The sequence below is a fragment of the Pseudoalteromonas sp. P1-16-1b genome, assembly GCF_001401785.1.
Lineage (GTDB): Bacteria > Pseudomonadota > Gammaproteobacteria > Enterobacterales > Alteromonadaceae > Pseudoalteromonas > Pseudoalteromonas undina.
Genome location: NZ_LKGQ01000014.1, coordinates 79915 through 92556 on the forward strand (window position 1 = coordinate 79915; position 12642 = coordinate 92556).

The window sequence follows — 12642 nt, forward strand, 5'->3', positions numbered from 1 at the left end:
TCTAAATGAAAAAACATAAACTGAGTTTAATTGTGCTTGCAGGTGGCTTAGGTAGTCGCTTTGGTGGCAATAAACAAATTGCAGAAATTCCAGGGCTAAATTGCACTATTATGGAACTGAGCATTGCTGATGCGTATCGCGCAGGGGTGACGCAGGCTGTGCTGATAATAAACCAAGCGGTACGCAGTGAAATAGAGCGTACTATTTTGCCACGCTTGCCTAGTGATCTTGATGTGGTACTGGTGGAGCAACACATTGAGCAGGTTCCCGAACAGTTTAAAGTAACACTTGCCCAACGGAAAAAACCCTGGGGCACAGGTCATGCTCTGTTGTGTGCCAAAGCCCACATTAATAACCCCGCTATTGTGATCACTGCCGATGACTATTATGGAAAATCTTCGTTTGTATTACTGAGTGAGCACTTTAAAAGAAGCGCTGAATGGGCAATGGTAGGGTATCCGATTATTGATACTCTTTCTGAGCACGGTGGTGTTAATCGTGGGGTATGTAATATTGCGGATGGAAAGCTTGTTGCCGTAACCGAGTATTTGAATATTCAACAACAGTCTGAGCATATTTTTGGCGACAACCCACAGGGTTTACGTGAGAAAATTAGCCCAAACTCCCTAGGCTCGATGAGTTTTTGGGGGATCACCCCCTGCTTTTTTGACTATTTGCAACAAGGCTTTGAAACGTTTTTACAGCAATATAACGTGAATACTCAGCAAGAGTACTACTTACCTGATCAAATCCAGAAAGCTATTAATGTAAAAGCACAGCCTGTATTTGTATACACTGCAAAAGAGCCTTGGTTTGGTGTTACCTATAAATCAGAACTGACAAGCATTGCGGCTACTTTGTGCGCATTACGTCAAGCATAGCTATTAAATTATTGTCGCCTTGGGCGAAAAGAGTGAAGTAGAAAATGAATACAGTTCCTATAGAAGTTTATTTATCTGAGAGTTTTGGCCTTGACGAGAAGCATGCGAGCATAAAACCCATAGGCAGTGGGCATATAAATACTACTATGTTATTAAGCACTTCGAAGCGGTCACTGGTTGTACAAAAGCTCAATACGGTGGTGTTTCCAAAACCACAGTTACTTGTTGATAATGCGCGATTAATAGAGCAACACTTAAGTAAAAAACAACAAGCAGGTGAATTCAATCTAGCAATAGTACGCCATGTAGCGACGACTCAGAATGACTATTTAGTTAATAATGATGATGATACTTGGCGAGCACTTGAGTTTATTGGTGGCAGCTACAGTGAAGATGTGGTTAATACTGCTAGCCAGGCACAAACAGCGGCCAATGCATTTGGCCAATTTGCGCAAGCGCTACAAGACTTTGACGCGAACAATTTACATGCGGTTATTCCTAATTTTCATAACTTGGCCATGCGTGCAGAAGTCTTCAAGCAAGTGGTTAGCACCGATCCTCATAAACGTTTGGCTCATTGTCAGGAAGAGGTTGATTTTTGCCTGTCGCAGCTTTCACTTATCGATGAGCTTAATGCCCTTGAGGGAAAAGTGCCTATTCGTGTGTGCCATAACGATACTAAAATAAACAACATGCTATTTTGCTTAGACTCTAATAATGCAAAAGCGGTGATAGATTTAGATACCTGTATGCCTGGTTATTGGCTTAATGATTTTGGCGATATGGTCAGAACATTTTGCTCTGCAGAGCAAGAAGATTCAACGGCGCTTGAAAAGGTAGGTGTTCGTGAAGATATTTTTGCAGCGATTGTTAAAGGCTATGTTGAGCCACTAAAGGGGGTATTAACACCCGCCGAGAAACAAAGCTTTTGGTTAGGTGCTAAAGTAATGCCCTTTATGATTGGCTTACGCTTTTTAACTGATTATATAGATGGTGATAATTACTTTAGCGTTAAGCATAAGAGACACAACTTAGATCGCGCAAAAAACCAATTTGCCTTATACAAGGATATAGTAAGTAAGCAGCAGGTCTTAAAGGAGATTTTGACTCAGGTATAAACCCAATTAATTATATTGCTCAAAGCGTCATAACTAAAACTTTGAGCAATATAAATTGAGGTTAAACATTGAAAGTATGTGTTAACTTCCAACATCTCAATTTTTTACTTATTAAGCATCCGCTAGTTTTACACGGATTTTGCTTTTGTCTACTGTGGTTTGATTAAGCGCTTTAATTGCGCCTTTAACTTCAATGTCATTAGGCATTTCTACAAAGGCAAAGCCTTTAGATTGGCCTGTTTCTTTATCGAGTACCAAGTTACAGGTGGTCACTTTACCGTGAGCCGTAAATAACGTACGAAGTTCATGCTCAGTAGTGGCACGTGATAAGTTACGAACTAATAATTTCATATATAACCTAAATAATGGGTTCAAGCATAATTATCTCAAGTAACCTTGCTTTAACCTAACGTTATTTTATAAACAGTAAAAATAACTATTAAAAAACAAAAAACCGCCTAATGGCGGTTTTTTATACATTGCGAGAGATTACTTTACTTCTTTACCCGCTGCTTGTTGATCTGCATGATAGCTTGAACGTACAAACGGGCCTGAAGCGGCGTGTGTAAAGCCAATTTCATCAGCATATTCTTTTAATGCGTCAAATTCAGCTGGTGGCACGTAACGCTTAACGGGTAAGTGATGCTTAGACGGTTGTAGGTATTGCCCTACAGTAAGCATATCAACGTTATGAGCACGTAAATCGCGAAGTACTTCCTCGATTTCGCTAATTTCTTCACCAAGGCCAACCATTAAGCCTGATTTTGTTTTAACCTCAGGGTGGGCTTCTTTAAAGCGACGTAATAATTCAAGAGACCATTTATAGTCAGCACCTGGGCGCGCAAGTTTGTATAAACGTGGCGCCGTTTCTAGGTTGTGATTAAATACATCTGGCGGCGTTTCAATTAAAATTTCTAAAGCTCTGTCCATACGGCCACGAAAATCGGGCACTAAAATCTCAATGGTAATTTCTGGGTTATGCTTACGAATTTCGCGGATACAATCAGCAAAGTGCTGAGCACCACCGTCACGTAAATCATCGCGGTCTACAGAAGTAATAACCACATAGCTTAACTTCATGTCTTTAATGGTAAGTGCCAGCTTTTCAGGCTCAGCGGCATCAGGTTTTAATGGGCGACCATGTGCAACGTCACAGAATGGACAACGACGTGTACAAATAGCTCCTAAAATCATAAAGGTCGCTGTACCGTGGTTAAAACACTCTGATAAGTTAGGACACGAAGCTTCTTCACATACAGAGTGAAGGCCATGCTTACGCATTGCTTGTTTTATGCCGTCAATCCGCTCGGTTGACTTAGGTAAGCGAATTTTAAGCCACTCTGGCTTACGGAGCATTTCGGTTTTTTCTGTTGGTAAAACTTTAACGGGGATCAACGCCATTTTTTCTGCGTCGCGTAGTTTTACACCTGGTTCCATTTTGACTGGTTTATTCATTCGTTTTCAAACCCTTCAGTATGCTTAACCTGTGTTGCATTAAGCTTCTTGATCATGTGTTTTACCAGCCCTTCACCTGCAGCTTCAAGGTCTTGAGGGCCATTTAGTTCTTTAGTTTGCACCATATTCATGCCCGCATAACCACATGGGTTGATGCGTAAAAATGGACTTAGATCCATATTAACATTTAATGCCAAGCCATGAAATGAGCAGCCACGACGAACTCGTAAACCTAAAGAGGCAATTTTACTGTCGTTAACGTAAACACCAGGGGCATCCGCTTTCGCGTATGCATCTATGGCGAACTCTGCAAGGGACTCAATGATGCACTCTTCAAGCCAAGTAACTAGCTCTCGCACCCCAATTTTTAAACGACGTAAATTAAATAATACATACATCATTTGCTGACCAGGGCCGTGGTAAGTAACCTGTCCACCGCGGTCAACTTTAATCACTTCAATGTCACCTGGGGCGAGTAAGTGCTCATCTTTACCGGCTTGGCCTTGGGTAAATACACTTTCATGCTCTACTAACCAAATTTCATCTGGCGTATTTTCATCACGGGTGTCGGTAAAGTCTTGCATTTTTTGCCAAATCGGCATGTAACGCTGACGACCCAGTTGGCGTACGATTAGGGTGTTTTCGCTCACAACAAATCTCAACTATAGCTTAAAGCATATGGCGCACGTCATCGATATTGCTGATCACGTTGTAAATTTCTTCAATGTGTTTGCCGCTTGTTACTGTGGCTACTAAAGTGACTGACTCATAGTTACCTTTACTGCTCGGTTTTACTTTTGGCGCATAATCACCCGGAGCGATAGGTTGTAACTTTTCTAAAATTTGATCAGTTAAGTTTACGTTTGCTAGACCCATAATTTTAAATGTAAACGGGCAAGGGTACTCTAGGTACTCATCAAATTTAGTGTTTTTAACAGGTTCAACCACGACGGGAACTCCTCAAACAAAAGTGTTGGCTCAACTTATACGTTAAGCTTAAAACTGACAGGCTAATGACAATCTTGAAATGATGTTACTTTTGACCTAAGCCAACGATAGTCATTCAATACGATTGGTATATATGGGGCGCATTCTAGCACTTTTCAAGCAAAAAAAAACGCCTCACAGAAGAGGCGTTCATATTACTTTACTCGTGCTTACATTATTTGTAAGCGTAAGTAGTCATATATTTTGCTGAAGAAGCTACCTTCTTGAATTTCTTCAAGCGTAACTAGCGGATATTGTGCAATATCTTCGCCTTCAAGTTGTAAAAACAGCGTGCCTACTTTAGTGCCTTTAGCTAAAGGTGCTTCAAGCGTATCGTCAAGCTCAAAGTTTGCTTTCAGGTTTTTATGTTGGCCACGAGGGATTGTAATAGGGGTGTCTTCTAAAATACCTAAAGAGACATTCTCTTTGTTACCCATCCAGATGCGTTGCTCTGCAAAACTATCGCCAGCTTTGTAAGGCGTAATTGTTTCAAAAAAGCGGAAACCGTAGTTAAGCAGTTTTTTACTTTCAACTTTACGCGCACGCTCACTTGAAGTACCCATAACTACCGCAATTAAACGCATGTCGTTTTTCGTTGCCGAGGTGACTAAGCTGTAACCCGCATCAGATGTATGGCCTGTTTTAATACCATCAACATCTAAGCTTTCATCCCATAACAACGAGTTACGGTTATATTGCTTTATACCATTGTATGTAAATGACTTTTCTTTATATAGTGCATATTCGTCCGGCACATCTCTGATCAAGGCTGCACCAAGTGTGGCCATATCGCGTGGCGTTGTGTAGTGCTCGTCTGTATCAAGACCGTGACTATTAATAAAGTGAGTATTTGTCATGCCTATCTTTTCAGCATGGGCATTCATTAAATCTGCAAAGGCACTTTCGCTGCCTGCAATATGCTCAGCCATGGCAACACAGGCATCATTACCTGATTGCACAATAATACCGTGATTAAGTTCATCTACACTTACTTGCTTACCCACTTCAATGAACATTTTAGATGATTCAGGAAAGTTTTTTGCCCACGCTTTTTCACTGATAGTTACCATATCGGTGGGTGCGATATTACCTGCATTTATTTCTGTACCAATTACATAACTAGTCATCATTTTAGTTAAGCTAGCAGGAGCAAGTTTTGTATCAGCTTCACCTTCTGCAATCACTTTACCTGTGGTGAAGTCCACCAAAAAGTAACCTTTAGCATTAACTTGAGGAGGGGCTGGAATAATTTGTGCGGTGGCTGAAAAGACGGCGGCAGAACAGACTAAGCCGCAAACACCAGTAAGAATTTTATGTTTAATAGATTTCATCATACTCATTAATGGTTAAAGTTAAAAATATGCATTCTCCCTATTCTAAAGGGCTTACTGAGTGTAAAGCAAGAACGCGTTTTGAAATTGATTTTGTTTTAATGTTTTAAGTACTTGTTGCGCGTGTTGGGCATCTTTTATCGGCCCTAAGTGCAATCTATAAATACCGTCTTTTTCGACGATATTTGTTGGTAATTTATATTGCTCTCGTAGTGTGTGTGCCAATGCTTCTATGTTGGCTAACGTACTACCTGCAGCTACTTGAACATAGGTTTTTCGTGCATGGGTATCTGCAAGGGTAATCGCTTCAAGCTTAACCTGTGCTGTACCGTATTTATGATAGCCAAGTTTATAGGCTGCAGCATAAGAAAGATCAATGATTCTATCGTCATGAAAAGGCCCGCGATCGTTAACCCGTACTATAACAGATTGGCCATTGGCTGTATTTGTTACGCGCACAAAACTCGGTAAGGGCAAGGTTTTGTGAGCTGCCGTCATAGCGAACATATCGTAAATTTCGCCGTTAGAGGTGTGATAACCATGAAATTTTCGGCCATACCATGAGGCAATGCCCGTTTCTGAATAACCTGTTTCATCGAGCATAGGGGTATAACGTTTGCCCAACACTTCGTAAGGGCGTGTGGTGCTCGCGCTTTTTATAACTTTAGTGACAATAGCATCTTGCATTTCTAATTCAGTTGGTGCTCGAAGAGGCGCTGCATCATGGCGCATGCTGTAACGGCTATTTGAACTGCTACATGCACTTAAAAAGAGGCTAACGAGTGTAATAATTATAAGTTGTTTATAAAGGCGCATTATTTTAAGAGCATCCTTTTATCTGTGGCAATCGACATAATAATGCCAAATGCAGCCATCAAGGTCACCATTGAGGTGCCGCCATAACTAATTAATGGTAAGGGAACACCTACAACAGGTAATAAACCCGAGACCATACCAATGTTTACAAAAATATAAACGAAAAATGTGAGTGTCAGAGAGCCTGCGAGTAACTTGCCAAAAGCTTCTTGTGCATTAACTGCAATAAATAATCCACGGCCAATGATGAATAAGTACAGGCTAAGTAAAATACACACACCAAATAAACCAAACTCTTCACTCAGTACAGAAAAAATAAAATCGGTATGTCGTTCAGGTAAAAATTCCAGTTGTGATTGTGTGCCTTGCAACCAGCCTTTGCCTTCGATACCGCCTGAGCCAATAGCAATTTTTGATTGAATAATATGATAGCCAGAACCAAGCGGATCGCTCTCAGGATCTAAAAAGGTCAGTACTCTTTGCTTTTGATAATCGTGCATACCATAGTGCCAAAATGGCCACGCTGCCAAAGCAACAACTGAGCTTAAAAAGCCAATTAAACGCCAACTCAAGCCAGATAAAAACAATACAAACACCCCCGAACTGGCAATCAAAATTGAGGTGCCTAAATCGGGCTGTTCCTTAATAAGTAAGGTGGGCAACATTACAATGGCAAAGCCAATAATTAAATGAAGTGGACGCGGTGGTAAGTGGTTACGACCAATGTACCAAGCCACCATCATAGGAACCGCTAATTTCATCAGCTCTGAGGGTTGAAAGCGGGTAATACCTAAATCTAACCAGCGTTGAGCGCCTTTAGAGCTTACACCAAATAGTAGTACTCCAACTAGCATGAGTAACCCTAGGCAATACATGGGAATGACTAAGCGTTTTAACGTAGCGGGGGGGATTTGCGCTAAAACAAACATTCCAATAATTGCACCTGCCATGCGGGTTACATGGCGGATCATCATAGCCGAGTCTTGGCCAGAGGCACTATAAACGATAGTGATGCTGCCAGCCATCATCAGTAATAAAGCAATTAAAAGTGGCAAGTCGATATGCAGGCGTAGCCAAATAGAGCGCTTATTATGTAAAGCCGTCATGGTACTTTACTCCCTGAGGATTGAATTGGGTTAGCTGCAAAATAATAATCCATTAATTGACGGGCAATCGGCGCACCTACTGAGCTTCCGCCACCGGTATTTTCTACCACAATAGAGACTACTATTTGTGGGTTGTTGTAGGGGGCAAAACCGACGTAAATGGCGTTATCACGTTGGCGCTCTTTAAGTGCATCGGCGTCGTAACGCTCGCCTTGAGCAATACTGACTACTTGGGCTGTACCGGTTTTACCTGCTGGATCGTAGGTAGCGCCTTTAAACGCACGATGGGCAGTTCCGGTGGTTTTTTTAACGGTGTTATGCATGGCATCAATCGCGATGCGCCAGTTATCTTCATTATTGAGTACAACAGGTGGCTTTTCTTCATTATTGAGCTGAGTAATTTGATCTTCTTTTTTAGCAACTTGCACTAAATGAGGAGGGTGATTTATCCCTCTGTTAACTAAAATATTAGTGGCATTCGCTATTTGAATGGGGGTGGCAGTCCAATAACCTTGGCCAATTCCTACAGAAATAGTATCGCCACGCCACCACGACTCTTTAAAACGATCTTCTTTCCACTCTTTTGAGGGTAAAATAGCGGTTGTTTCTTCATGAATATCAATACCGGATAACTCACCAAAACCAAAACGGGCCATAAAATTACTTATTTTGGTGATCCCCATGCGATACGCTGCATCGTAAAAGTAGGTATCGCATGACTCTTCTATTGCTTTGTAAACATCAACATGGCCATGGCCCCAACGTCGCCAATCTCGCCATCTATGCTCTACGTTTGGTATTTGAAAAAAACCTGGATCCCACATGGTGGTGGTTTCTTGCACTATGTTTTCTTCTAATGCCAAAATAGCCATGTGCGGCTTAATAGTTGATGCGGGTGCATAGCGTCCTTGAGTGGTACGGTTGATCAGTGGACGATCAGGGTTGAGTAAGGCTTTGTAATCTTTACTGCTAATACCGTGCACAAATAAGTTGGGGTCATAACTAGGGTTTGAATAAAGCGCTAAAACGCCGCCATCTTTTGCATCCATTACCACAATAGCGCCGCGCATATCTTTAAGTGCATGTTGGGCTATTTGTTGTAAACCAATGTCGAGAGTAAGTACTAAGTCGTCACCCGGCTGCGGTGGATCCATGTTTAAGGTGCGAATAATACGGCCACGGTTGTTTACTTCAACCCGCTGTGAGCCGACTTGTCCATGTAGTAAAGGCTCGTAATACTTTTCGATACCCAGTTTACCAATATCATGCGTGGCTCGGTAGTTTGTGGCTTCATCTTGTTGTTCAAGCTTATTTAATTCTTTTCTATTGAGCTTTGCAACATAGCCTAATGCATGGGTTAAAGTATCGCCAAAGGGATAATATCTCGCTAGGCGCGCTTCAATGCTAAACCCTGGAAATTTATGTTGGTTTACTGAAAACATCGCTACTTCGTTTTCATTTAAACGGGCTTTGAGGACTTGGCTTTTAAAACGTCGAGTATGTTTTATATCATCAAGAAAATCAGCTTGTTGTTGCTCGGTTATTTCAATGATTTTGCTGATAGACTTCAAAGAGGCGGTTAAATCATCAACTTCTTCGGGGATCACTTCAAGGTTATAAACGGGCTTATTTTCGGCCAGTAAAACACCGTTGCGGTCGTAAATAAGTCCGCGATTAGGTGCAATAGGGATTACTTTTATGCGGTTGTCGTTAGAGCGAGTTTGGTAATCTTGGTGGTCGTCAACTTGAATGGTGTATAAGTTAGACAATAATATGGCTACTAAGGCTAAGATAAAAATAAAACCCACAAATGCACGCCGAGCAAATAAATTAGCTTCTGCTGAGTGGTCGCGAATAGTGGGTCTTCGTTTTAGCATGGCAAGAAACTACTCGCGATGATAAGGGTGGTTGTTATTTAAGCTCCAGCCTCTGTAAAGGCTTTCAGCAACAATAATGCGTACTAAAGGGTGTGGGAGCGTTAAATTTGATAACGACCATTTTTGCTCAGAGGCCGCAATACACTCGGGAGCTAAGCCTTCTGGTCCGCCAATCAGTAAACTGACATCGCGACCATCAAGTTGCCACTTTTCCATGTTTTTCGCTAGCTGGTGAGTATCCAGTGCTTTACCGGTTACTTCTAGTGTGACAATACGATTGCCTTTAGGTATAGCGGCTAAGGTTTTTTCACCTTCGGTGTGTAAAATACGCTTTATATCTGCGTTTTTGCCACGTTTACCTGCAGGTATTTCGATTAGTTCCAGTGCCATATCTTTGGGAAAGCGGCGCTGATATTCTGCAAAACCTGTTTCTACCCATGCTGGCATTTTTGTACCAACAGCAATCATTTGTATTTTCACGACGTTACTTCCAAGCGTTGTCTAAAATAGGGAGCTATTAGCCCCAAAGCTTTTCTAGATCGTAATAGCTACGTGCTTGATCTTGCATAACGTGAACAATCACATCACCTAAATCAACTAATGCCCATTCGCCATCGCTTTGGCCTTCGTAGCCTAATGGCTCTTCACCAGCGTGACGAGCTTCTTTTGCTAAGTTATCAGCAATTGACAATACATGACGTCTTGATGTGCCTGAACATACAATCATGTAATCGGTTACGTCTGAAGTGCCAGTTACGTCAAGTTGAATCACATCACGTGCTTTCATATCGTCAATTTTGTCTAGTGCAAAAGCGAGTAGTTGTTTCGAATCCAAGGTTTTGTCTCAATTTAAAATTTAATAGCGGTTATTTTAACACGCTGAGGGGTTTATACCAATCACTCTTGATAAAGCTGGTGCTGCTCAATATAGTGACTCACGGTGTCGGGTAATAGTTCACTCTTTTTAATACTTTTTTTAAGAGCTTGACGGATAGTGCTGGATGCAGCATCCAGTTGCTTACCTTCTAAAAAGTAAAGGTGTCCGCCATTTTTTTCGTTCAGTAGTGAAATATCGTTGCTCATAGCCTGCTGTTTGTAGTTTTTAAGTTCACCTTGTACATCACAGTTTTGACCTGGGCGTTGATACACCACTATATGGCATAGACTCGTTATTGTTTGCCACTGATACCATTTATCAAGGTTGTTGAATGAGTCCATTCCAATCAAAAATAGAATCGGGGTATCGGGATTTTCTGCTCTTAGCTCTTGCAAGCTTAATAAAGAATACGACGGGCCGCTGCGTTTTAGTTCTCGTAAATCAAGCTTAAACTGCGAATATGGTTTAATTGCGGTTTTAAGCATTTCAATACGATGCTCGGTGCTGATCCCCGGTGCCGCTTTGTGTGCGGGTATTGCACAGGGCATAAAATAAAGTGAGTGTAATTTAAAGGTCGCAACGCATTGCTGCGCCATATTAAGGTGCCCCAAATGAACAGGATCAAAAGTGCCACCAAAAATTGCAATCATGATATTTTTCCTTTACTGACGGTTAGTATGGCACGGCAGTGGAATATCGAGTGGTTGGCAAAATTTAATACAAATATGTGCTAATGCTTGATAGGGTGCAATCAATACACCTTGTTTGTAGCTTGCATCAAATAATGCCAGTTCACTGCTAATACTTTCAAGGGTGTGAATATTTAGTCTGTTTATCGCTGTTTGTACCGGCACTTGCTGATTTTTCCAAATCGCTTTTTGCTTAAACAGGGTCGCTAATGACTCACCCTGCAGTAACCCTTGTTGTACACCTATTAAGGTATTTAAATCTTTATTGATGGCCCACAAAATACTCACTACTTCAGTGTTATCACTGGCAAGCTTATTTAATACTTTTATTGCTTGTGAAGTATGGCCGTTTAACAGGGCATCACTTAAATCAAAAATATCGAATTTAGATTGGTTTAGTAGCCCTTGCATTACCAGTTGCTGAGTAATGAGAGCGTCACCATGTATTAGCGACAGCTTTTCAAGCTCTTGGAAACAGGCCAGTAAATTGCCTTCAGTGGCATTAATTAAACTGAGCTTAGCCTCGTTTTGTAAATTAAGTGACAAGCGTTGGCATTGTTCATCAAGCCAACGTTTTAAGTGATTACCACTAAGCGGATAGCAGGGTACAAATAACCCTTGCTTATCGAGTGCTTTAAACCACGCACCGCGTTGCACATCTTGGCTTGCTTTGGCGCCTTTAACAATTAAAATGGTGTCAGGGTTTTCAAGTTCAACAACTTTTTTAAAGGTGTTTGCGCCGGGTGTACCAGGTTTTTGCTGGTTTAAATCAAGCTCAATAATTGTACGCGCACTAAATAACGACATACTTTGGTATTGCGCAATGATTTCTTGCCAATCAAAGCCTTGGGCTAAAGTGAATTTAATTACTTCATCAAAACCTTGCGCTTTTGCGCTGTCGCGTATGAGCTGTACACATTGCGCTTCTTGAAAAGGCTCTTCACCAAAAACCAAATAAAAAGGTTTTAACCCCTTTTTTAATTCGCTAGGCAGCTGATTTGCATAACAACGCATTATAGTTGCGACAACTCTCTAACAATTCGACGACTCGCTTGCTGGCGAATTTCGCTGATCAGCAGTTCAAGCTCTTTTGCTTTAGCTAGTGCGTTGTCAGGATCATCTTGGTAATTACGGTAAAGCTCAAAACGTTTTTCAATGGCTTCTTGTTTTGGGCGTTTTACAACATAACTCACACTGTATGCCAGTTCATATTCAGCTACTTGTCCGTTTTGAAACAACGACAAGGTTTGGCGCTCTAGCTGCTCTTTAAATAAATAAAGTTGCGCAGACTGTTTACTCGCAGGGACTAAAGTGACATCGCTCATAGCCAGTTCTGTTTGCAAATAGCTAAACAACGCTGATTTTTGATCATCACCCACCAAGGTTAGCTGTTTTAAATCATTGGGTAGGCTTGATGCTTTTTTAAGGTGAAAGCCACAGCTCGATAACAAAAAACAGACTAGCACTAAGGCTAGTCCGTTTTTAATGGCATTTAAAGTAGCCAT

The 12642-nt window shown here is 41.3% G+C and carries 15 protein-coding genes; 2 read left to right on the forward strand and 13 right to left on the reverse strand.

All coding sequences use genetic code 11. From position 1 onward, the window contains the following. Positions 1–5: 5 nt before the first annotated feature. Together AN392_RS11430 and AN392_RS11435 are read left to right on the forward strand one after the other, a co-directional pair. Positions 6–881: a sugar phosphate nucleotidyltransferase gene (locus AN392_RS11430; protein ID WP_055012796.1), complete on the forward strand. Its 876-nt coding sequence runs from the start codon at positions 6–8 to the stop codon at positions 879–881. A gap of 44 nt (positions 882–925) precedes the next feature. Beyond that, positions 926–1999, forward strand: coding sequence for a phosphotransferase enzyme family protein (locus tag AN392_RS11435; RefSeq protein ID WP_008109430.1), 1074 nt, complete (start codon positions 926–928; stop codon positions 1997–1999). Between the two features lie 111 nt (positions 2000–2110). On the opposite strand, the gene AN392_RS11440 is transcribed toward AN392_RS11435, so the two are convergent. The 13 genes from AN392_RS11440 to lptE all read right to left on the reverse strand — a co-directional run bounded on the left by AN392_RS11440 (position 2111) and on the right by lptE (position 12642). Then, positions 2111–2350 (reverse strand): hypothetical protein, encoded by a 240-nt coding sequence (locus AN392_RS11440; RefSeq protein WP_008109433.1) that lies wholly within the window; start codon positions 2348–2350, stop codon positions 2111–2113. 138 nt (positions 2351–2488) lie between these two features. After that, positions 2489–3454 carry a lipoyl synthase gene (gene lipA, locus AN392_RS11445; RefSeq protein WP_008109434.1) on the reverse strand — a complete coding sequence of 322 codons (966 nt, stop codon included), beginning with the start codon at positions 3452–3454 and terminating at the stop codon, positions 2489–2491. Continuing rightward, positions 3451–4104, reverse strand: coding sequence for a lipoyl(octanoyl) transferase LipB (gene lipB / locus AN392_RS11450; protein WP_055012797.1), 654 nt, complete (start codon positions 4102–4104; stop codon positions 3451–3453). The genes lipA and lipB overlap by 4 nt, the downstream gene beginning before the upstream one ends. Before the next feature lie 19 nt (positions 4105–4123). After that, positions 4124–4402, reverse strand: a complete 279-nt coding sequence (gene ybeD / locus AN392_RS11455; RefSeq protein WP_008109437.1) for a DUF493 family protein YbeD — start codon at positions 4400–4402, stop codon at positions 4124–4126. Positions 4403–4611: 209 nt separating this feature from the next. After that, positions 4612–5772 (reverse strand): serine hydrolase, encoded by a 1161-nt coding sequence (locus AN392_RS11460; RefSeq protein WP_008468004.1) that lies wholly within the window; start codon positions 5770–5772, stop codon positions 4612–4614. A gap of 54 nt (positions 5773–5826) precedes the next feature. Next, positions 5827–6588, reverse strand: coding sequence for a septal ring lytic transglycosylase RlpA family protein (locus tag AN392_RS11465; protein ID WP_008109442.1), 762 nt, complete (start codon positions 6586–6588; stop codon positions 5827–5829). Next, complete coding sequence (rodA, locus tag AN392_RS11470; RefSeq protein ID WP_010388283.1) at positions 6588–7694, reverse strand: rod shape-determining protein RodA; 1107 nt, start codon at positions 7692–7694, stop codon at positions 6588–6590. The genes AN392_RS11465 and rodA overlap by 1 nt, the downstream gene beginning before the upstream one ends. Continuing rightward, on the reverse strand, positions 7691–9571 hold the full coding sequence (gene mrdA, locus AN392_RS11475) for a penicillin-binding protein 2 (protein ID WP_010388286.1): 1881 nt from the start codon (positions 9569–9571) through the stop codon (positions 7691–7693). The genes rodA and mrdA overlap by 4 nt, the downstream gene beginning before the upstream one ends. Positions 9572–9580: 9 nt before the next feature. Beyond that, positions 9581–10051 carry a 23S rRNA (pseudouridine(1915)-N(3))-methyltransferase RlmH gene (gene rlmH, locus AN392_RS11480; RefSeq protein ID WP_008109455.1) on the reverse strand — a complete coding sequence of 157 codons (471 nt, stop codon included), beginning with the start codon at positions 10049–10051 and terminating at the stop codon, positions 9581–9583. 37 nt (positions 10052–10088) lie between these two features. Then, positions 10089–10406 carry a ribosome silencing factor gene (gene rsfS / locus AN392_RS11485; RefSeq protein ID WP_010388304.1) on the reverse strand — a complete coding sequence of 106 codons (318 nt, stop codon included), beginning with the start codon at positions 10404–10406 and terminating at the stop codon, positions 10089–10091. A 62-nt stretch (positions 10407–10468) separates the two neighbouring features. After that, positions 10469–11098, reverse strand: coding sequence for a nicotinate-nucleotide adenylyltransferase (gene nadD / locus AN392_RS11490; protein WP_055012798.1), 630 nt, complete (start codon positions 11096–11098; stop codon positions 10469–10471). A 12-nt stretch (positions 11099–11110) separates the two neighbouring features. Beyond that, entirely contained in the window at positions 11111–12151 is a 1041-nt protein-coding gene (gene holA / locus AN392_RS11495; RefSeq protein WP_055012799.1) for a DNA polymerase III subunit delta, read from the reverse strand. Next, positions 12151–12642: an LPS assembly lipoprotein LptE gene (lptE, locus tag AN392_RS11500; RefSeq protein WP_010388311.1), complete on the reverse strand. Its 492-nt coding sequence runs from the start codon at positions 12640–12642 to the stop codon at positions 12151–12153. The genes holA and lptE overlap by 1 nt, the downstream gene beginning before the upstream one ends.